Annotated in this window: 15 protein-coding genes; 7 read left to right on the top strand and 8 right to left on the bottom strand. The window is 59.8% G+C overall.

The genetic code is table 11. The features are described 5' to 3' along the window. Positions 1-96: 96 nt before the first annotated feature. From GA0061103_RS03425 to GA0061103_RS03400, 6 genes are all read left to right on the top strand, one after another. Positions 97-1,311 (top strand): glycosyltransferase family protein, encoded by a 1,215-nt coding sequence (locus GA0061103_RS03425; protein ID WP_092707088.1) that lies wholly within the window; start codon positions 97-99, stop codon positions 1,309-1,311. 11 nt (positions 1,312-1,322) lie between these two features. Further along, positions 1,323-2,588, top strand: coding sequence for a glycosyltransferase family 4 protein (locus GA0061103_RS03420; RefSeq protein WP_208603493.1), 1,266 nt, complete (start codon positions 1,323-1,325; stop codon positions 2,586-2,588). Beyond that, entirely contained in the window at positions 2,585-3,730 is a 1,146-nt protein-coding gene (locus tag GA0061103_RS03415; protein WP_092707084.1) for a glycosyltransferase family protein, read from the top strand. Before GA0061103_RS03420 ends, GA0061103_RS03415 begins: the two co-directional genes overlap by 4 nt. A gap of 237 nt (positions 3,731-3,967) precedes the next feature. Continuing rightward, on the top strand, positions 3,968-6,682 hold the full coding sequence (locus tag GA0061103_RS03410) for an ABC transporter transmembrane domain-containing protein (RefSeq protein ID WP_092707082.1): 2,715 nt from the start codon (positions 3,968-3,970) through the stop codon (positions 6,680-6,682). A 53-nt stretch (positions 6,683-6,735) separates the two neighbouring features. Further along, positions 6,736-7,212, top strand: a complete 477-nt coding sequence (locus tag GA0061103_RS03405) for a cyclic nucleotide-binding domain-containing protein (protein ID WP_047631808.1) — start codon at positions 6,736-6,738, stop codon at positions 7,210-7,212. A gap of 144 nt (positions 7,213-7,356) precedes the next feature. Continuing rightward, positions 7,357-7,791 carry a CYTH domain-containing protein gene (locus tag GA0061103_RS03400; RefSeq protein WP_141694416.1) on the top strand — a complete coding sequence of 145 codons (435 nt, stop codon included), beginning with the start codon at positions 7,357-7,359 and terminating at the stop codon, positions 7,789-7,791. Positions 7,792-7,943: 152 nt separating this feature from the next. On the opposite strand, the gene GA0061103_RS03395 is transcribed toward GA0061103_RS03400, so the two are convergent. The 8 genes from GA0061103_RS03395 to melA (GA0061103_RS03360) all read right to left on the bottom strand — a co-directional run bounded on the left by GA0061103_RS03395 (position 7,944) and on the right by melA (GA0061103_RS03360) (position 19,695). Further along, positions 7,944-9,020: a YncE family protein gene (locus GA0061103_RS03395; RefSeq protein ID WP_141694415.1), complete on the bottom strand. Its 1,077-nt coding sequence runs from the start codon at positions 9,018-9,020 to the stop codon at positions 7,944-7,946. A gap of 297 nt (positions 9,021-9,317) precedes the next feature. Next, complete coding sequence (locus GA0061103_RS03390) at positions 9,318-10,460, bottom strand: fumarylacetoacetate hydrolase family protein (RefSeq protein WP_092707076.1); 1,143 nt, start codon at positions 10,458-10,460, stop codon at positions 9,318-9,320. 178 nt (positions 10,461-10,638) lie between these two features. Then, positions 10,639-12,009 carry an alpha-glucosidase/alpha-galactosidase gene (gene melA / locus GA0061103_RS03385; RefSeq protein WP_092707075.1) on the bottom strand — a complete coding sequence of 457 codons (1,371 nt, stop codon included), beginning with the start codon at positions 12,007-12,009 and terminating at the stop codon, positions 10,639-10,641. Positions 12,010-12,027: 18 nt separating this feature from the next. After that, the gene (locus tag GA0061103_RS03380) at positions 12,028-13,698 is read right to left on the bottom strand and encodes an ABC transporter ATP-binding protein (protein WP_092707073.1); all 1,671 of its coding nucleotides are present in this window, start codon (positions 13,696-13,698) and stop codon (positions 12,028-12,030) included. 13 nt (positions 13,699-13,711) lie between these two features. Further along, positions 13,712-14,839, bottom strand: a complete 1,128-nt coding sequence (locus GA0061103_RS03375) for an ABC transporter permease (RefSeq protein ID WP_092707071.1) — start codon at positions 14,837-14,839, stop codon at positions 13,712-13,714. Continuing rightward, a complete protein-coding gene (locus tag GA0061103_RS03370; RefSeq protein WP_092707069.1) occupies positions 14,839-15,849 on the bottom strand; it encodes an ABC transporter permease in 1,011 nt (336 codons plus the stop codon). Before GA0061103_RS03370 ends, GA0061103_RS03375 begins: the two co-directional genes overlap by 1 nt. 157 nt (positions 15,850-16,006) lie before the next feature. Further along, on the bottom strand, positions 16,007-18,094 hold the full coding sequence (locus GA0061103_RS03365) for an ABC transporter substrate-binding protein (protein WP_092707067.1): 2,088 nt from the start codon (positions 18,092-18,094) through the stop codon (positions 16,007-16,009). A 134-nt stretch (positions 18,095-18,228) separates the two neighbouring features. Beyond that, the gene (gene melA, locus GA0061103_RS03360) at positions 18,229-19,695 is read right to left on the bottom strand and encodes an alpha-glucosidase/alpha-galactosidase (RefSeq protein WP_092707065.1); all 1,467 of its coding nucleotides are present in this window, start codon (positions 19,693-19,695) and stop codon (positions 18,229-18,231) included. A 211-nt stretch (positions 19,696-19,906) separates the two neighbouring features. On the opposite strand from melA (GA0061103_RS03360), the gene GA0061103_RS03355 reads away from it, so the two are divergent. After that, complete coding sequence (locus GA0061103_RS03355) at positions 19,907-20,809, top strand: helix-turn-helix transcriptional regulator (RefSeq protein ID WP_092707063.1); 903 nt, start codon at positions 19,907-19,909, stop codon at positions 20,807-20,809. Positions 20,810-20,974: the final 165 nt, after the last annotated feature.

The raw sequence follows: 20,974 nt of genomic DNA, 5'->3' as shown, positions 1-20,974 counted from the left end.
TGAACGGCGAAGACAGGATTGCAATTCGAGAAGCGGCCCGCGGATGTCGTTTGCCGACATACCGCGTATAACTTTCACCCCCAGAGGTTTTTGCCTATGAAGCGGCGCTTAGAAGATGCTCGAATCCTCATGTATAGCCACGACACGTTTGGTCTGGGCCATCTGAGGCGGTGCAGAACGATAGCCCATGCGCTTGTCGAGGACTATCGCGGTTTGAACGTGCTGATCATTTCCGGCGCGACGATCGCCGGGGCATTCGATTATCGTGCTCGTGTCGATTTCGTCAAAGTGCCGAGCGTCATCAAGCTGCGCGACGGCGAATACACGTCTATGGCGAGCCATGTCGCGCTGCAGGAAACGCTGAAGATGCGACAATCGATCATTCGCCATACGGCCGAAACCTTCCAGCCCGACGTTTTCATTGTCGACAAGGAGCCGATGGGGCTGAAAGGCGAAGTCGAGGAGACGCTGACCTATCTCAAGGCGCGGGGCACAACGCTCGTTCTCGGCATGCGCGACGTCATGGATGCGCCGCACCTGCTGGAAGCCGAATGGAAGAAGAACAACGTCCTGCAGAAGATCGATCAGTTCTACGATCGCGTCTGGGTCTATGGCCCGCCGGATTTTCACGATCCGCTCGTCGGCCTCGATGTTCCCTCCGGCGTGCGCCGGAAGATGGAGTTCGTCGGCTTCCTGCAGCGCAGCGTTTCCACTCTGGGCACGAAGTCGGAACATGTGCCTGACGAGGATTATATCCTGGTGACAACGGGCGGCGGCGGCGACGGAGCCGATCTCGTCAGCGATGTCATCGCCGCTTTCGAGGAGGATAGCTCTCTCACGCAGAAGACGTTGATCGTGCTCGGCCCCTATATGCCCGCCAAGGAGCGCGGCCAGCTTTTGGAACGCGCCAGCAAGATCAGCTGTCTGCAGGTCATCGAGTTCGACAACAAGATGGAAGAGCTGATTGCCGGCGCCAAGGCCGTCGTGGCCATGGGCGGCTATAATACCTATTGCGAAATTCTGTCCTTCGACAAGCCGGCGCTGATCATCCCACGCACGCGCCCGCGCGAGGAGCAACTCATCCGCGCGCAGCGGGCAAGCGAGCTCGGCCTCGTCGACATGCTGCTGCCGGAAGAATCTGCCGATCCGAAGCAGCTTGCCGCTGCCCTCAAGCGCCTTCCGAACCAGGCGCCGCCTTCGGCGAGCAACAGCAACATGCGGCTGGAAGGGCTCGTGCATATTTCGCGCACCGTCGGCGAATGGTTCGATGATCGCGAGCGCTATACGCCGCTATCGATCGTTGCCGAGTAGATCACCGGAACCTGTCGATGCGGAAGAAAATACTGGTGGTCCTGAAAGGCTATCCCCGCCTGTCGGAAACCTTCATCGCGCAGGAGCTGCTCGGCCTGGAGAAGGCCGGCTTCGACCTGACGCTGATTTCGATGCGCAAGCCCACGGACAAGAAGCGCCATCCTGTCCATGACGAGATCAAGGCGCGCGTCGTCTATCTGCCCGAATATCTGCACAACGAGCCGCTGAGGGTGCTTCGCGCCTTCGTTGCCGCTCTCGGCAAGCCGGGGTTCAAGCCGCTCCTGAAGCAGTTCTGGACCGATCTCAAGCGGGATATCACGCCGAACCGCGTGCGGCGCTTCGGTCAGGCCTTGGTGCTGGCGCATGAATGGCCCGATGGCGGCGAATGGCTGCATGCGCATTTCATCCATACGCCGGCCTCGGTAACGTCCTATGCCAGCATCATGACCGGTATTCCCTGGACGTGTTCGGCCCATGCCAAGGATATCTGGACGTCACCGGACTGGGAGCTCTCGGAAAAGCTCGGCCGCGCCCGCTGGACTGTGACCTGCACGCGCACCGGTTTCGAGCACATGCGCGACCTAGTCGGAGCGGACGACAGGGTCCATCTGAGCTATCACGGTCTGGATCTCGATCGCTTCGGCTCCTTCACCGGCGAACATTCCAGCCGCGATGGCAGGGACGCTTCCGATCCCGCTTTTATCCTCAGTGTTGGACGTGCGGTGGAGAAGAAGGGATATGACGTGCTGCTGAAGGCGCTGGCATTGCTGCCCGGCGATCTCACTTGGCGCTTTACCCATATCGGTGGTGGCGATGGTCTGACGAAACTCAAGGCATTGGCCGATACGCTTGGCATCGCCGACCGCATCACCTGGAAGGGTGCGCTGGCACAGGAAGACGTTCTTGCCCATTATCGCCAGGCCGATATCTTCGCGCTCGCCTGCCGGGTGGCCGCCGACGGTGATCGTGACGGGCTGCCGAACGTGCTCGTCGAGGCCTCGAGCCAGCGTCTTGTCTGCGTCTCCACCAATGTTTCCGGCGTTCCGGAACTCCTCGAGGATGGCGCGAATGGGCTTGTCGTTCCTTCCGAGGACCCGCAGGCGCTCGCCGTGGCGCTGGAATCCGCCATTCGCAACCCGGCACTGCGCCACAGGCTGGGCGAAGCGGCCGAAAGGCGGGTGCGCGAGCATTTCGACTATCACGCCAGCATCCGGCAACTGACCGGGCTGTTCGAGGAGCAATGGCAGAGAGAAGATCAATGGCGGAAATCCGCATGACAGCTTCGGATAGCTCCCCCTTGCGGGTCTTTTTTTACGTTCAGCATCTGCTTGGCATCGGCCATCTGGCGCGGGCGAGCCGCATCGCCAGTGCGCTGGCGAAAGACGGCTGCCAGGTGACGGTGGTCACCGGCGGCGTGCCGGTGAACGGATTTCCGGGGGCGGACGTTACCTCCGTCACCTTGCCGGCCGTGGTTGCGAGCAGCGCCGGCTTCTCCGGTCTTGCCGATCAGTCTGGCAAGGCCGCCGGCGAGGAGTTCCTGTCTCGGCGTCGCGACTTGCTGCTGGAGGCGTTCCGGCGAGCGGCGCCCGATGTCGTCATCATCGAGGCCTTTCCCTTCGGCCGCAGGCAGATGCGTTTCGAGCTTCTGCCGCTGCTCGGTGCCATTTCTGAAGCCAATCCAAAGCCGAGGCTCTATACCTCGGTGCGCGATATTCTGCAGCAACAGAAGAAACCGGGGCGCGACGAAGAGACGGTCGGCCTGCTTCGCGACCACTTTGATGGCGTGCTCGTCCATGGCGATCCGCATTTCGTCCGGCTGGAAGAGACCTTTCCCCTGACCGAGGCGATCGCCGACAAGATTGTCTATACGGGTCTTGTCGCACCCGCTTTGCCGCCGGAACCGGTCGAAACCTTCGACATCGTCGTTTCGGCCGGCGGTGGCGCTGTCGGGCGCGACCTCATCCGTGCCTCGCTGGAAGCGGCAAGCCGCGTCGCGACCGATCGCCGCTGGCTGTTGATCGCCGGGCCGAACCTGCCGGAACAGGATTATGCCGATCTCGCCATGGATGCGCCTGGCAATGTCGAGCTCGTTCGCTTCCGCAAGGATTTTCCCTCGCTTCTGCGCGGCGCCGAGCTTTCGATTTCGCAGGCCGGCTATAATACGGTCGGTGATCTTCTCGTGGCCGGCTGTCGCGCCATTCTGGTTCCCTTCACCGCCGGCGGCGAGACGGAGCAATCCGTCAGAGCCGAGCGGCTGGAGAGATTGGGGTTGGCATTGGCCCTGCAGGAAGCGGGATTGACGACGGATATGCTGGTCGAGGCCGTGAGGACGGCGCTGTCCCGACCCAAGCCAGGCAACCCGGATATCGATCTTGGCGGCGCCGCCAGAACATCCGCCTTTCTGCGTGAGGTCAGGTAGCGACGTGTGCGGCTGATATCGGGGACATCCTGTCGTTTTATCCTCCTGGATTCCCGCAATCTTGTGATATAAATCGAAAAATCGATGAATCGGGAGGAGCGTGGACGAAAGACCGGGCGGAGTCCCCTTTCACATATGGGGCCACGTATCCGTAACGAAACCTTCCCGCATCTCTGCAACATCGGTGCCGGCATCGCGCTGGCGCTGGGCGTTGAATTTGAAAGCCTGCAGTAAGCAATGGAAAAAAGCCTAGCGCGCTATATTTGGTCGAATACCCGGCTGGAGCAGATCTGGATACTGCTCGTCGTCGCGGCCTCGATGATCCCGTACTTCCTGTCCTTCGACTTGCCGAAGCAGATCGTCAACGGACCTATTCAGGGCAAGGGTTTCGAACATCCCGGCGATACGCAGACCTTCATGCACATCGCCTTTGATGTGCCGCTCATCGGCCATGTCGAGATTTTTCAGGGCCTGCAGCTGACGCGCATGTGGATGCTCGTTGCGCTGAGCATGGTGTTTTTGGCCCTGGTCGTCCTCAACGGCCTCTTCAAGCTCTATATCAACACCTACAAGGGACGGTTGGGTGAGCGCATGCTTCGCCGCATCCGCTTCGAGCTGATCGACCGGGTATTGCGGTTTCCGCCGGCGCATTTCAAGCGGGTGAAGCCCGCCGAAATCGCCACCATGATCAAGGACGAGGTGGAGCCCATGGGCGGCTTCACGGGCGATGCCTTCGTGCAGCCCGCCCTTCTCGGCGGCCAGGCGGTAACGGCGCTCGTCTTCATCATCATGCAGAATTTCTGGCTCGGCATGATCGCTGCCGCCATCGTCGCTGTGCAGGCGATCGTCATTCCCCGCATGCGCAAGCGGCTCCTGGAACTCGGGCGCCAGCGCCAGCTGACGGCGCGCGAGCTTTCGGGCCGCGTTGGTGAGATCGTCGACGGTATCGGCACCATCCACGCCAACGACACCACGAACCTGGAGCGCGCCGATATCGCCCAGCGGCTCGGATTGATCTTCTCGATCCGCTACGATCTCTACCAGTGGAAGTTCCTGGTGAAATTCATCAACAACTTCCTTGCTCAGGTAACGCCGTTTCTGTTCTACCTGATCGGCGGCTTTCTGGCGCTGCAGGGCCGCCTGGACATCGGTCAGCTCGTCGCCGTTATCAATGCCTATAAGGATCTGCCCGGCCCGCTGAAGGAACTGATCGACTGGGATCAGTCACGTCAGGACGTTCAGGTGAAGTACAATCAGGTGGTCGAGCAGTTCAGCGTCGACAATCTGATCGATCCGAAAATCCAGGTGGTTTCGCCGGCGCCGGCCGCTCGCATCACCCATTCCCTCGTTGCGACCAACCTCACCGTCGTCGATGACAGCGGTGCGCGCGTGCTGGACCACGTTTCGGTTGAAGTTCAGCCCGGTGAAAAGGTGGCGATCGTCGGCGACAGCGGCGCGGGCGGCGAGTATCTCGCAGAGGCATTCGGGCGCCTGATCTGGCCGGACAGCGGCCGCATCTCGATCGATGGCCGCGATATTCTGGAATTACCGGAATCGCTCACCGGGCGGCGCATCGCCTATGCTTCCTCCGAGACATTCTTCTTTCACGGTACCTTGCGCAGCAATCTCCTCTATGGCCTCAAACATGCGCCGCTGGTTGCCCCTGTCTATAGCGAGGACGAGGCCGCAAAGGCCAAGTGGAGCATGGCAGAGGCCCGGCGTGCGGCCAATCCGGAATTCGATCTCAATAGCGATTGGGTCGATTATGCCGCTGCCGGCGCAACGGGACCGGACAATATTTATTCCGCCATCCGTCCCGTTCTCGATGCCGTCGCCATGTCGCAGGATATTTTCGACATGGCATTGCGCTCGAATGTCGATGCTGCCGCGCATCAGGATCTGACATCGCGCATTGTCGAGCTGCGGCAGGCATTGCGGTCGCGGCTTGAGGAGGAAAAACTCGAGGATCTGGTGGTTCCCTTCGAGTTCGATGCCTACAATCTGCAGGCGACCGTCGGTGAAAATTTGCTCTTCGGTACGCTGAAGCGGCCGCAGATGACCAATCGCAAGCTGGCGGCAAACCCCTACTTCCAGCAGATTTTCGCCGAGACGGGCCTGGTGTCCGACTTATACGATATGGGTCTCGAGATCGCCGAAAACGCAGTCGAGCTCTTTACCGACCTGCCGCCGGACCACCCGTTTTTCCAGCAGCTGACTTTCATGACGGCGGAGGACATCCCGACCTACGAGGCGCTGCTGCAGAAGCTGAACGGCAAGGGCTATGAGGCGGCGGCCGACGACGAGCGTGCCGCCATCATCCGCCTGAGCTTCTCCTATATCGAGCCGCGTCACCGCTTCGGCCTTCTGACACAGGTGCTCATGGAAAAGATCGTGCAGGCGCGCGCGAAGTTCTATGAGAATATTCCGGCCGATCTCGCCAAGGTCATCGAGCGCTACGATCCGGAGCGCTTCACCGCCTCCGCTACCTTGATGGATAACGTGCTGTTCGGCCGTATCGCTCATCAGCAGGCGAATGCGCCGGAACGTATCCATCAGATCATGTACGATGTGTTCGAACGCCTCGGCATGCAGGATGGCGTTCTGTCGATCGGCCTGGATTTCGATGTCGGCTCTGGCGGCAAGCGCCTGACGAACGTGCAGCGCCAGAAACTCAATCTCGGTCGTGCCCTTTTGAAACGGGCCGATTACATCATCTGCAACCGCCCGCTGCCGGCGCTCGACCATCGCATTCAGGATCAGATTGCGAGGGCTATTCTGGGCGAGTTCGATAGCGACGGCTATGCACCGGCGATCATCTGGGTCCTGTCCAATCCTAGCTTTGCCGAATTATTCGACCGTGTTTTGGTCTTCGACCATGGCAGCCTTGTCGAAAGTGGCTCCACCACCGATCTTTTAGAGAAAAACGGTATGTTCAAAGAACTGTTATCGTAATATCCTATCTCAACAGTGGCGTCTGGGGCCGAACACTGGGGGTACCGAAGCTCATGCTTCTGAAGGACGAAGTTGAAATGCTGAAGCGGGTGCCGATTTTTTCGCGCATTGCACCCGCAAAATTGAAACTCTTGGCGTTTACGTCCGATCGGGTCAGCTACAATGCTGGCCAAACCCTGTTTCATCAGGGTGATCAAGGTGATGCGGCCTATGTTGTTCTTTCAGGAACTGCTGATATTCTCGTCGATAGCCCAGCCGGCGAGATCAAGGTTGCCGAAGTCGACCTCAATTCCATCGTCGGCGAAATCGCCATCCTCTGTGACGTTTCCCGTACCGCTACCGTAAAGGCGACCTCCAGGCTCGAAGCGCTGAAGATCAGCAAGGAACATTTCCTGAAGCTGCTCAGCGATTTTCCCGAAATGGCCGTCGAGATCATGCGCGTGCTGGCGGATCGCCTGAACCACACGACTTCCGAACTGACCGCCGTCCGCAGCCGCCTCAACCAGCCACATTCGATGTCCACCCATTGATATCGAAAGGCCACGCGCCCGTGCTTTGAGAGGCGGGCGCCCCATTTCAATATGGCGAACCCAATTCCGAAATATGCGCGGCCCGAATATGAGCGTCGGTTTCTTGTGTGCAACATTCCGGACCTTTCCGAAACAGCATTTCGGATGATCGAGGATCTCTATCTGGATGACACCAGGCTGTGGCTGCGCAAGATCACGCATCATGATGGGGTTATGCAGTATAAGCTCTGCAAGAAATATCCCAGTGAGGGCAATGATCCCCTCGCAATCGTCAATATCTATCTGACATCGCAGGAATATGATCTCCTATCGACGCTGGCCGGCAAAGTCGTCCGGAAGAAGCGATACGACATTGTTGCGTCGGCACATTGCATCGATGTCTTCGAAGATCACCTCGCCGGCCTGGTTCTATGTGAATTTGAGGCGGAGTCTGCCGCAGGCCTTGAGACCTTCGCGCTTCCGCCGTGGATCGGTCGCGATGTGTCGGACGATCCGTTTTTTGCCGGAGGCTGCCTTGCATCAATTGATGCAACGCAATTGGCGGCGAAACTGTCAACTCTCCGGTCTCGTGCTCGATAGCGAGTGTCGAAATCAATCCGACCGTGTCGTTGAAGACAGAGATGTGAAGGACCTCGCGTCGTAGATGGCAGTTGGCGCGATTTGCCTGCCTTTGACGGTCAAGCCGTCGGCCTTGGCTCGATAGCAAGGCCGACGTTTGGTCTTACTTTTCTCTATTTTCCGTAAGTCAGGACCGTGAACGTATTCGGGAAGAACGTGTTGGCATAGAAGGGAGAGACTGCCGTCAGGATCTTCTTGGAGGCATCGGCGCTACCCTCGGCCGTGATGGCATAGATCGCCTTGGTTTGCCGATCCATCGCCATCGTACGAACGCCGGCGCGGGTGCCGAGTGTTTCCAGCGGCTTGTAATCGTCGGGGCCATCGACCTCAAAAACGTTGAGATTGGCGCTCACGCCATTTGCAGTGAAGATGCGTTTTAGATCAGCATCGTAAACGATGCTGTCGGTTCCTCCGCCAATCTCGGCACTGTAAACTATCTTGCCGCTATTCCCATCAAGTACGACGAGAGAGGGCTTGATGGTGTCGTGTCCGCGACAGCTGATGTAGACGCGCTCGTCCGCGGCATTGACGGTCACTGCGGTGGGGTGACCGCAAGCCGGGGCAGTGTCATAGGTTGCAACAATCTTTCCGGCCTTGGTGTCGATCTTGTAGACTTTATCGAGATCCTGTGCGGCGAGAAAAAAAGCGGTCTTGCCGTCACTATCGGCACCTTCGACCTTTTTGCTCGGCACCTTCAGGCGACCGACTTCCTTGAGTGAAGGGACATCCAGCATAATCAGCTCGGTACCGTCTTGCCCGGCGCCCATATTGAGCACAAGACGTTTGCTGACGGGATCATAGTGGCTGGTGTCGAGATCCTCACCAACCTTGATCGGTGCCTGGGCCTCCAGCGTCGAAATCTTGAACGGCGTGATCGTGCCATCCTCATTGTTGGAAATGCCGAGATCGAATTCGGGGATCAGCACGGCGCCATCCGAACTATCGGTCGCTGTCTTATCAATCACCTTGATGACTTTATCGGCAGCAGGATCGAAGACCTGCAAACCTTCCTTGCGATGCCCCAGGAAAACGTGATGTGTGGCTGAATCGACCGACACATAGTCATAGCCTGAGCCCTTGCCTTCGATCGTGGTGGCATGCTGCTGGTGCCAACCATCGAATGCGAATGCCGGCGTCATCATAAGTAACGTGAGTGCAGTTGTGGAAATTGCCAAGCTCGACCTTATCATCCTATTCCTCCTGATAAGTTTGCCATTCCCCCCGGGCGCAGCAAGCTAACAGACGAAGCTTTCAACCAGCTTTCATCAAGGAGCCCTTGGGTGCTCGGCGCATCCAAGGGCTCCTTGATGTTTTTCGGGAACATGCGATGTTCAGCAGTCTGAAGACGATCAAGTGCGCAATCGATGGCAGAGCAACTACGAAACCACGCATGGCGCCAAATGCGGAATGCCACACAGATAGAGGAGGCTCCCGTCATGGCTTGCCCGACGAGCCGAACTGCTCCAAATCGCGATTTCTTTTAGGTCTTAGATCAACCCACGCCGTGCGAGGTTGCGCATCAGATGCGAAGCTCCGAATATCCAGGGTGGGCATTCGGTCGACAGCCGCACGCGGTTCTTCAGCGATCCCAGCTTGTCGTTGGAGATGGTGACGATGTCGCCGACCTTGTGGGTGAAGCCTTGGCCGGGCGTGTCACGATCCTCGACTGGTGCAAAAAGCGTCCCCATGAACAGCACGAAGCCGTCGGGATACTGATGATGGCGGCCTATGGTCTGAGAGACGAGGTCGAGCGGATCGCGGCTGATTTCCTTCATCGACGAGCGGCCATGCAGCACATAGCCATCCTCGCCTTCGACCTTCAGGTCGAGATCGGCGTTGCGCACGTCATCCAGAGTGTAAGTCTCGTCGAACAGGCGGATGAACGGCCCGATAGAGCAGGAGGCATTGTTGTCCTTGGCCTTGCCGAGGAGCAGGGCGGAGCGGCCTTCCACGTCGCGCAGGTTGACATCGTTGCCGAGGGTGGCGCCCTTGACCCGGCCTTGGCTGTCGACCGCCAGCACGATTTCCGGCTCGGGATTGTTCCATTTGGAGATCGGATGCAGACCGACATCTGCGCCGAGGCCGACCGAGGACATGACCTGCGATTTGGAAAAGACTTCCGCATCCGGTCCGATGCCGACTTCGAGATATTGCGACCAGACACCTTCCTCGATCAGCGCCGCCTTGACCTTGGCCGCTTCCGGCGAGCCTGCCTTGAGGTTGCGCAGGCTGTCGCCGATCAGCGCCGTCACCTTGCCGCGGATTGCTTCGGCAAGGTCTGGATTGCCGGCGGCGCGTTCTTCGATGACACGCTCCAGCATCGAGCGGGCAAAGGTGACACCACAGGCCTTGATCGCCTGCAGGTCGATGGGGGCGAGAAGATGGATGGACGAGGCATCGACCCTGGTTGCCAGCAGATCGTCGAGCTTGGCGACGGCCTCGCCTTTCTGCGCGCGAACGAAAGCCACCGGATCATCTTTTTCCAGAAGGTCGCGCATGGTCGGCGCTTCCTTCGAGGTGATGTCAAAGAGCGTGCCGTCGCGAAGGGTGACGAGAGCGGGGCCTTGCACTTCCGGGCGCCAGATGCGGCCGACGAATGTTCCGGTGGTGAATGTGTTCGAGCTGGCCATGTCGTTCGTCTCCTCCAAACTGCGAGCGTTTCTAGCGCAGTCGATCCCGCTTTGCCATCTGTTATGACGGCATCATTCGCTGCATTTTGGATTTTCATCTTTTCTCAGCAGCTAAAAATGTAAGGCCCCGCGGCGTCACCGCGAGGCCCTTTGGGCCGCAAGCCGGGAGAGAGTGGCTTTACGCGGCCTGAACCTTGCGATTGCCGCGTGCCCATTCCGGCAGCCAGTCGCCGTGGGTCGCCAGCAGTTCGTCGACCAACGACCAGATCTGGTCGAGATCGAGCTCTGCCGCGGTGTGCGGGTCCATCATCGCGGCGTGGTAGATGTGCTCGCGGTTTTCCGTCATCAGAGCCTTCACCGTTAGCTCCTGCACGTTGATGTTCGTGCGGATGAGAGCGGTCAGCTGCGGCGGCAGGTCGCCGACATAGGTCGGCTGGATGCCGGAAGCGTCGACGAGGCAGGCGACCTCGGCCGCACAATTAAAGGGCAGCGAGGTGATGCAGCCATTGTTGCGGACGTTGCCGTAAATGACGGAGGGTTCGCCGGTCCAGACCGAGTTGATGATCGAGGAGGCATATTCCTTCGATTGCTTGACTTCGATCTTCTCGGCGGTGCGATATTCCTCGGCCTGGTTCTTCCAGCGCGCCACCTGCTCGATGCAGCGCTTCGGATATTCGTCGAGCGGAATGCCAAACTTCTCGATCAGGTCCTCGCGGCCTTCCTTGATGAAATAGGGTGTGTATTCGGCGAAATGCTCGGAGCTTTCGGTGACGAAATAGCCGAGGCGGGTCAGCATTTCATAGCGCACCTTGTTCGGGCAGCGCGGGTTCCAGCCGGGCTTCGGCGCGCGTCCTTCGCGATAGGCGCGCACGAGATCCGGATAGAGGTTGCGATAGGAACCGTCAGGCTGGCGATGTTCGAATTCGAGGTAGAAGGCCATATGGTTGATGCCGGCCGAACGGTAGCGGATCTCGTTGTAGGGAATGTCGAGATCGTGGGCCAGTTCCATCGCCGTGCCCTGCACCGAGTGGCATAGGCCGACCTGCTTGATGGTTGGATACTTCTCGCCGATCGCCCAGGTGTTGATCGCCATCGGATTCACATATTGCAGCATGATCGCATTCGGGCAAACGGCGAGCATGTCCTCGCAGATCTTCCACAGATGCGGAACCGTGCGCAGGCCGCGCATGATGCCGCCGACGCCGAGCGTGTCGGCGATGGTCTGGCGTAGTCCATATTTCTTCGGCACATCGAAATCGGTGACGGTGCAGGGCTCGTAGCCGCCGATCTGGAAGGCGACGACGACGAAATGCGCGCCATCGAGCGCCTTGCGCTGGTCGGCAAAAGTCTCGACCGTGGCCGAGGCGCCGAGCGTCGAGGCGAGCTTGCGCGCGACGATGGCGCTTTCGTCGAGCCGCTGTGGGTTGATGTCCATCAGCGCGATCCGCGCGCCAGCGAGGGCCGGACGTTGCAAGACGTCGCCGATGATATTTTTCATGAAGACGGTCGAGCCGGCGCCGATGAAGGTGATCTTGGGAGTCGCTGTCATTTCAAAATCTCCTGGATGCTATGAAGCTACTTCGAACGCCGCTCTGACAAGGCGTTCTGTGTAAGCGGTCTTGGGATGGGACAGAACCTCTTCGACCGGCCCTTGCTCCATGATCTTGCCATGCTGCATGACGATGACGCGATGGCAAAGGGCGCGGACGACCTTGAGGTCATGTGAGATGAAAAGGTAGCTCAGGCCTTTCTCGTCCTGCAGCTTGCGCAGGAGATCGATGATCTGTGCCTGGACGGAAAGGTCGAGCGCCGAGGTCGGCTCGTCGAGCAGAATGAATTCCGGCTCGAGCGCGATGGCGCGCGCAATCGCGATGCGCTGGCGCTGGCCGCCGGAAAATTCATGTGGGAAGCGCGAGAGAATGTTGGCCGGCATGCCGGCGCTGACGAGCGCCTCCTTGACGCGCTCCAGCCGCTCTGCCTTGTTGGCGCCGAGATTGTTGACCACCAGCCCTTCGGAAATGATCTGGCCGATCGTCATGCGCGGATTGAGTGACGAAAAAGGGTCCTGGAAGACGATCTGCATGCGCGAGCGTAACGGCCGCATTTCGGCGCGCGATCGGCCATGGATCGGCTGTCCATCGAAGAAAATCTCGCCGCTGTCGGCATCGATCAGGCGCAACAGCGCCTGGCCGAACGTGGTCTTACCAGAGCCGGATTCACCGACGAGGCCGAGCGTTTCGTGGCGGCGCAGCTCGATGTTGAGGCTGTCGACGGCGACGAGTTCGCGCATATCAGGCTTGAAGAAGCTGCCGTGGCGTAGCATGAACGCCACTTTCACGGACTTGCCTTCGAGCACTGTGTCGCAGTTCGGCGGCAGCGGTTTTGCCTGTCCACGCGGCTCCGAGGTTAGGAGATGCTGCGTATAGGGATGCTGCGGATTGGCGAAGAGGGCTTCGGTCGTGTTGTGCTCGCGCATCTCGCCATGCTGCATCACATAGACATAGTCGGAGAATTGCCGCACGACCGTCAGATCATGGGTGATCAGGATCACCGCCATGCCGAGCTGCTTCTGCAGATTGCGGATGAGGTTCAGGATCTGCGCCTGCACGGTGACGTCAAGCGCCGTCGTCGGTTCGTCGGCGATCAGCACGTCCGGATCGTTGGCGAGCGCCATGGCAATCATCACACGCTGGCGCTGCCCGCCGGAAAGCTGATGAGGATATTGCTTCAGCCGTGCTTCGGGATCGGGGATCTGCACCTGCTTCAGCAGGTCGAGCGCCCGCTTCTCGGCGTCGCGGCGGCTGACTTTGCGGTGAACCCGGATCGCTTCGACGATCTGGCTGCCGATGGTGTAGATCGGATTGAGCGAGCTCATCGGCTCCTGAAAGATCATCGATATCCGATCGCCGCGCAGCTGCCGGCGTGCCCGCTCGGAGAATTTCAGCACGTTCTTGCCGTCGTAGTGAACAGTGGATCTCTCCGAAACAACGGCACGTTTGGTCAAGAGCCCCATCACCGTGCGGGCGGTTACCGATTTGCCCGAGCCGGACTCGCCGACGATGGCGATGGTCTCGCCGCGATAGAGCTGGAAGGAGATGTCCTTGACGGCGTCGACGATGCCATCCTCGACCTTGAATTTGACAGCGACGTTGCGAGCATCGATGACAGGCGCCACGGTCTTACCGGCGGCATCATGCCTGATGTCGGGAGCGAAGGGATTGACGAGTGCGAGAGCCATATCCGTTCTCCTCTCAATAGGGGTCGATTGCGTCGCGCAGTCCATCGCCCAGCGCATTGAAGGCGAAGACGGTGACGAGAACGAAGGCGACGGGTGAGAGAATCCAGGGATAGGAACCTATGACCGAATAGGTCGAGGTGTCCTGCAGCATCAGGCCCCATGAGATCAGCGGCGGCTTGACGGCAAAGCCGAGGAAACCGAGGAAGGACTCCAAGAGCACCACGCTCGGGATTGCCAGCGTCACCGTGACGATCACGTGGCTCATGACGTTCGGGAAGATATGCTGCAGGATGATGCGTCGGTCAGTCGCGCCGACTGCCATGGCAGCCCGGACATAGTCGATCCGCGCCAGCGCCAGGGTCTTGCCACGCACCTCGCGCGACATCTGCGCCCAGCCGAGCGCCGACATGACGATGATGACGAAGGCGAGGAAGACGTTGGTCGGCGCCGTCACCGGGATCAGCGAGGTCAGCGCCAGATAGAGCGGCAATTGCGGGAAAGCGAGCACCACCTCGACGAAACGCTGGATCCAGGCGTCGAGCGTGCCGCCGAAATAGCCCGATATCATGCCGACCGTTGTCCCGACGATAGTGACGATGGCAACGACCGTCAGCGCGATCATCAGCGAGATGCGCGAGCCGTAGATGGCGCGCGACAACACATCCCGGCCGAATTTGTCAGTGCCAAGGAAATGCACCGGTCCGCCGTCGGTCGTGCCGAAGAGATGGCGGTTACCGGGGATCAGGCCGAAGAGATAATAGGGGTCTCCCTTGACGAAGAAGCCCAGCAGGCGCGGATGGTCGTAGTCCGGTCCGACGATCGGCTGGAAGGTGACGGGATCGAGATCGCTGGTTTCGGTAAGCGCATAGACCCGAGGCTGGAAGACGAAATTGCCGTCCTTGTCGTGAAAGCTGATGACCTGCGGCGGCGCAAAGCCGGTATCGGTCGCCTTCGGATCGAGCGGCGCGACGAACTCGGCGAAGATCGCCATCAATAGCAGCAGAATGACGAGGGTGAGGCCACCCATGCCGGTCCAGGAGCGCTTCAGGCGGCGCCAGACCAGCGCGATATAGCTCTCGTTGCCGCTCTTGCGCTGGATCTTCTCTTCGGGCGGGGGCGGGGAGTTGCTGAAGGCGAGCATTAGTAGATCCCTCCCTGTTGACGCACACGGGGATCGAGCAGGGCAAGCAGGACATCGGCGATGATGTTGCCGACGATGAGGGTGGCCGAGAGCACCATCATGAAGGTTGCCGTCACATAGACGTCGCCGACCGCCATAGAGCCTACGATCGCCGGGCCTACGGTTGGCAGGGTGAAGATGATCGCGGTTTCGATCTCGCCCGTGAGCATGTAGGGCAGAACCACACCCTGATACATGATGAGCGGATGCAGCGCGTTCGGCACGGCATGGCGCATGACGACGGCGCCGCCGGATAGGCCCTTGGCCCGCGCCGTCTCTACATATTGGGCATTCAGCGTATCGAGCAGATTGCCGCGCATGATGCGCATGTTGTAGGCAAGCCCGCCGAAGGTGGCGATCGCGACGACCGGCCAGACGTGTTTGACGAGATCGACGAACTTGCCCCAGGACCAGGGCGCTCCGCCATATTGCGGCGAGAAGAAGCTGCCGATCTCCGAGACATTGAGCTGGAAGACGAGGATGTAGACGATGATCAGCGCCATCAGGAAGCGCGGCACCGTCATGCCGAGGAAGGAGACGCCGGCGAGCAGATTGTCGATCCAGCTATATTGCCGGGTCGCCGCCCAGATGCCGAAGCCGATGCCGAGAATGGAGGCGAGGATGTGGCAGACCAGTGCCAGGGCAAGCGTGCGTGGCAGGCGTTCGCCGACGACATCGGCCACCGGCTTGTTGTAGACCATGCTGTAGCCGAAATCGCCCCTGGTGACGATGCCGCCGATCCAGTTGAAATACTGAACGACCATCGGCTTATCGAGGCCGTGTTCCTTGCGATAGGCCTGCGCCTGTGCATCGGCCTGCTCGAAGGACGCGCCGCCCTGGTTCATCAGCTGCGAGCGGATGTAATCGGCATAGTCGCCCGGCGGTGCCTGGATGATGGCAAACGTCACCACGCTCAAAATAAGGAGCACGGGGATCGCGGAGGCTATGCGCACGAGCAGGAATCGCAACATGGAACGGTTCGCTTCTCTTGATGCGGGCGACAATTGCATTCCGTTGGAATGACATGCACCGGCGGTTCACTTTTCCCGGCGATAGCTCATCGCTGGATGTTTCAGATCCCCTGGCAGCTGGCCTCATGCCGGCCGCCAGGGGGTGCTTCATATGACCTTATTTGATCGGGCCGGCGCTGCCCGGGGCACCCGGAAGCTGCTGCGGGAACAGCTCGTATTTGCCCTGCTTGTCCGCAGCCACCCACAGGCGCTCGCGGATGATCGAATCTTCCGCCCAGTTGAACAGGAAGATCGGCGTGCCCGGAGGAACGTTGGAGAAGCGCTTGTTGATGATAAGCGCACCGGGATATTCGGTCAGGCCGATATTGTAGAGATGCCCGGTCGAGAGCTTCTGGAACTGCTTCATCAGAGCCACGCGCTCGTCATTGTCCTTCGACGTCGTGAACTTGTTGACGATATCGACCATGTCCTTTTCGAAGGGCATCAGGTCCAGCTGACCGCTTTCCGGGGCGCGGTGGTTCCAGCTGGTGCGCGGGCCGACCGGCGCAAGCTGTTCCGTATTCTGCACGACCGAGGCAAGTTCTGTACTGTTGCGGCGGACCATCCAGTCGAAACGGCCGCTATAGTTGGCATCGTCGCGCTTCGGCCCGACGAGCGAGTTTATGATCACCCGAAGTCCGAGCTTCTCCATCTGGCTGACGACACCTTCGGCAAGGCTCTTGTCGGTGGTGTAGTCGCTGCTGACGAGAAGCGTGATCTCGACATCCTTGCCGCCATTGACGCCGGCCGGGAAGTTGACGATGCCGTCGCCGTCGGTGTCCTTGAGCCCGGCCTTGGCAAGCTCGGCCTTGGCTGCGGCGAGATCGAACGGATAGTAGACCGTGGAATTGCGATCATAGAAGCTGCTGCCCGAAGACAGGCCGCCGGGATAAATCGCCGTGAACGGCCCCTTGACCAGCGATTCCCCGAGCGCCTTGCGATCGAGCGCCATGGTCACGGCCTTACGGAAATCCTCGTTGCGGTTGAGCTCGCGCACGGCCTGTGCGCGATCATCTGGATTGCCCCAGCCATTGGCCGAGAAATTCATCTGCAGGTTATAGCCGATGAGGCGGGGACCGAAGGCGAGACGAGCTGGAGCATCGGGCTGCGCCGCACGCTTCAGCGAGGCGACGAAGTTTTCCGGCTGCTCAAGGTTCGAAAGATCGGCGGAGCCGGCAACGGCCTGCACGTCGCGGTCGGCCCAGGTCGAGAGCTTGTAGTGCAGCTCGTTGAGGTACGGCAGCTGATTGCCCTTCTCGTCGACCTTCCAATAATAGGGGTTGCGGCGCATGACGATGATATCGTCGGAGCGATATTCGACCGGCACCCAGGCGCCCATCACCGGAATGTTCATGTATTCCGGCGGGAAGGCGTTCTTGAACTGGTCGTAGGTGTTCTTCGAATATTTTGGATGCTGCGGCTTCAGAATATGCGACGGACCCGGGCAGAAGTTCGGGTAGGCCATCGTGTAGAGATATTGCTTCGGGAAGGCGTCCTTGAAGGTCCATTCGATCGTGTAGTCGTCGACCTTCTTCAGCGTTGTTCCCTCACCGAAGGCTTCCGGCGATGCGCCGCCGCCGAGCGGCGAGACGTTCGGATCGATGACCTCGTCTTCCCAATAGAACATGATGTCGTCGGCGTTGAAGGGCACGCCATCGGACCATTTCGCCCCTTCGATCAAGTGCATGGTGAGCTTATGACCATCCGGCGACCATTCCCAGCCCTTGGCAAGGTTCGGCAGCGGCTCGGTATCCTTTGCCTGCACCTGGAAGAGCGGTGCTGTGCGCGTCAGGCACTCGGACAATCCGATGTCGATGCCGCCCCAGCCCTGAGTCTGGCCGGCGCCATAGTTCCAGCCTTCCGGACGGCCGCCGATGACATGACGCAGCGTGTCGCCATAGACGCCGATGCCGTCGGGCATGTTGCCGGTCTTGAAGACCAGCGGCTCTTTCGGCAGGCGATCCTTGACGGGCGGCAGCTTGCCGGTCTTGACGAAATTGTCGGTCACCCAGGAAGGCTCGTGATATTCGGGCAGCGCCTTGAACTCCAGAATGGAGCTGCGCTCGACATATTTGATCTTTCCTTCCGCCGGGAAGACCGGTGGCACGGGTGGCACTGTCGGCTCGGCAGCATAGGCGCTGATGGCGATCGCGGATGTGGCAATCGTCAACGCGGCGAGAAGGCCGATCGGTCGAAAATGTCTCATCTTGTTCTCTCTCCCAAAATCGCGAGCGTTCCGTTCGAGGCCCCGCGTTCCTCCATTGAAGCGGAAGATGGATGCTGCGGCGGAATATCCCCTAGAACCTCGCCGCAGCCCTTATCTTCCGATCCGCATTTGCATCAGCCAGCCTGTTTCAGGGCGGCTTTTTCTGCACGCAGCTCCTCGATCGAACGGACATTGCGGCTGGCCGCACCCTTCCAATCGCGCGTCTTGACCTTGCCGCGCGACAGGCGCTCCTTCGCCTCGTCCACAGCATGGGCGTATTGCGGCAGCCAGCGCGCTTCCGCGACGACCATTTCGTCGACCATCTGCCAGACCTCCTCCGGTGTGGCGACGGCGCCGACCAACGGGTCGTGCAGGACGGCGAGCTTCAAAAGATCGATATCGCCGCTAATGGCGGCATGGACCGACATGCGCTGAACGTTGATCGAGGACATGCAGGTGGCGGCGCAGGCTTCGGGCAGCGTGATGCCAGCCACCATGTTGATACCGAAGCGGTCGACGAAACCTGGCGACTCGATGATGGCATCGGCAGGCAGGTTGGTAATGACGCCATTGTTCTTGACGTTGAAATGGCCGCGATAGACGCGGTTGGTCTCCAGCGCTTCGAGAATGTGGCTGGCATGCTCGTTGGAGCGTCTGCTGGCATCGATCGGCTGGGAGGCGCTGTCGAGGATCTGCTGGAATTCCGTCTCGAACCAGTTGCGCGTCTCGGTGGAGTGACGCAAATAGCCGCCGGTCTCGCCATGGATCCAGTCCGACATGTCGATCCATTTGTTGATCTCGTCGGGACGCTTGCGATACCAGGGCAGGTATTCGGACAGGTGGCCGTTGCTCTCGGTCGAATAGACACCGAAGCGTTTCAGCACGTCGATGCGCAGCTTTTCCTGCTGCGAGAAGACCGGATGCGCCTCGAAGGCGGCGATCAGCTCGTCCTTGCCGATCTTGCGGCCGTTGAGGCGCAGATCGACGAACCAGGTCTGGTGGTTGATGCCCGAGCAGATATAGTCGAGTTCGCTCTTGTCCTTGGCGCCAAGAACCTCGGCGATCTGTTCAGCGCCATGCTGCACACCGTGGCAGAGACCGATCGTGTCGACCTTGCCGTATTCGATGGCCGCCCAGGTGTTCATTGCCATCGGGTTGGCATAGTTCAGGAACTTGGCACCGCTCTCGGCAACTTCGCGGATATCCTTGCAGAAATCGAGGATGACCGGAATGTTGCGCTGGCCATAGAGAATGCCGCCGGCGCAGATCGTATCGCCGACGCACTGGTCGATGCCGTATTTCAGCGGAATGCGGATATCCTCGGCGTAAGCTTCCAGGCCGCCGACGCGCACGCAGCTGATAATGTAGCGCGCTCCTTCCAGCGCCTTGCGGCGATCCGTGGTGGCGGTGACGCGCGTCGGCAGCTTGTTGGACTCGACGATCCGGTCGAGGATCGCCTTGATCATCGTCAGATTGTGCTCACTCATGTCCGTCAGCGCGAATTCGACGTCGCGGAACTCCGGCACGCAGAGAATGTCGGTGAACAGCTTTTTCGTGAAGCCGACGCTGCCAGCGCCGATAATAGCGATTTTGAAACTCATGATCCTCACCTTCAAGTCGGTCGAACGCGCAGCGGCAGGGAGACAACAGCATTTTTCGGCCCATGATCGCATCGGTTGCGAGACAGGCCGAAATCGTGGCTTTTCCTCCAATCGCCGGTCCTCTTCGGCGGTCAAGCGCTGTTTTCTGGCGGGATTATGCCTATAATCACCGAGGCGACCAGAGAACTATTATGCTTTTGAGGGTAATTTTGTGCTGCAGGAATTGATTGATAACGGACAGGTCATGCGGACGGTTTCCCTGCCGCGTGGACGCCACCGACTGCATGCCATGCCGACGAGTGCCGGCTATGAAATCAGGCAGGACGAATCCTATGATTGGGATGGGCGCCGGCGCGGCCAGACGCCGTTCACGGTGCTGCAGCACACGATCAGCGGCACCGGGCGATTGCGCTATGAGAGCCGCAACTATCGCGTGGATACCGGCGATACGCTTCTGGTGCTGGTGCCGCACAATCATCGCTACTGGCTGGAGAAGGGGGAGCGCTGGGAGTATTTCTGGATCTCCATGAATGGCGAGGAGGCGCTGCGCATCCATCGCCTGATCCTGGCTGCGGCCGGTCCCGTCCTGAAGCTGCAGCAGGCGACCATCGATCATCTGGCCGATTGCAGCCTGCGGCTGGTCAAGGGTGCCAAGACGCCGGCCTCGGCCTCGGCCATCGCCTATGAGGCGGCCATGGTACTTTATGACGACGTCTTCGGCTCGCATGCCTTTGCGGCCGATCGTTCCGTCATGCAGATCGTCATCGATCATATCAATGCCAATCTCGACAAGCCGCTGCCGGTAGGCGAGCTTGCCAAGGTAAGCGGCCTCAGCCGCGCGCATTTTTCGCGAATCTTTGCCGAGAGCGAAGGCGTGCCGCCGGCGGAATTCGTGTTGCAGCAGCGCATGCAGCGCGCGGCGAAGCTGCTGACGAAGGCCGCCTTCATTCCGGTCAAGGAAGTTGCGATCATGTCCGGCTTCGACGATGCCAATTATTTCTCGAAGGTGTTCCGCCGCATCTACGGCATCAATCCGACGGAGTTTCGCACAACCGGCATGTATGCCGCGGTGCGCAGCCCGGTGGAGGAGACGAAGAATGCACGGAACCGATAGATCCGTGATAGGTCGGCATCCCTGCTATCGCTTGCTTGTCTTGAAAATGGAAATCCGCCAACCGGTCGCATTGCGCAACGGCGGCGAGCCTGTATAGATATCGCCCCGCGGCGTCCCGCCTGCCTCGCCGCGCGCCTGACTTCCCAGCAACATCTGTTCGTCATC

The organism is Martinezella multihospitum, from assembly GCF_900094585.1.
In the GTDB taxonomy this organism is placed as follows: Bacteria; Pseudomonadota; Alphaproteobacteria; order Rhizobiales; family Rhizobiaceae; genus Rhizobium; species Rhizobium multihospitium.
This window is presented reverse-complemented; position numbering and strand designations above follow the sequence as displayed.

Coding starts and splice junctions, on each gene's coding strand:
- GA0061103_RS03380 (WP_092707073.1), bottom strand. CDS start 13,698: ATGGCTCTCGCACTCGTCAATCCCTTCGCTCCCGACATCAGGCATGAT.
- GA0061103_RS03365 (WP_092707067.1), bottom strand. CDS start 18,094: ATGAGACATTTTCGACCGATCGGCCTTCTCGCCGCGTTGACGATTGCC.
- melA (WP_092707065.1), bottom strand. CDS start 19,695: ATGAGTTTCAAAATCGCTATTATCGGCGCTGGCAGCGTCGGCTTCACG.
- GA0061103_RS03370 (WP_092707069.1), bottom strand. CDS start 15,849: ATGTTGCGATTCCTGCTCGTGCGCATAGCCTCCGCGATCCCCGTGCTC.
- GA0061103_RS03415 (WP_092707084.1), top strand. CDS start 2,585: ATGACAGCTTCGGATAGCTCCCCCTTGCGGGTCTTTTTTTACGTTCAG.
- GA0061103_RS03375 (WP_092707071.1), bottom strand. CDS start 14,839: ATGCTCGCCTTCAGCAACTCCCCGCCCCCGCCCGAAGAGAAGATCCAG.
- GA0061103_RS03410 (WP_092707082.1), top strand. CDS start 3,968: ATGGAAAAAAGCCTAGCGCGCTATATTTGGTCGAATACCCGGCTGGAG.
- GA0061103_RS03425 (WP_092707088.1), top strand. CDS start 97: ATGAAGCGGCGCTTAGAAGATGCTCGAATCCTCATGTATAGCCACGAC.
- GA0061103_RS03390 (WP_092707076.1), bottom strand. CDS start 10,460: ATGGCCAGCTCGAACACATTCACCACCGGAACATTCGTCGGCCGCATC.
- melA (WP_092707075.1), bottom strand. CDS start 12,009: ATGACAGCGACTCCCAAGATCACCTTCATCGGCGCCGGCTCGACCGTC.
- GA0061103_RS03395 (WP_141694415.1), bottom strand. CDS start 9,020: ATGATAAGGTCGAGCTTGGCAATTTCCACAACTGCACTCACGTTACTT.
- GA0061103_RS03405 (WP_047631808.1), top strand. CDS start 6,736: ATGCTTCTGAAGGACGAAGTTGAAATGCTGAAGCGGGTGCCGATTTTT.
- GA0061103_RS03400 (WP_141694416.1), top strand. CDS start 7,357: ATGATCGAGGATCTCTATCTGGATGACACCAGGCTGTGGCTGCGCAAG.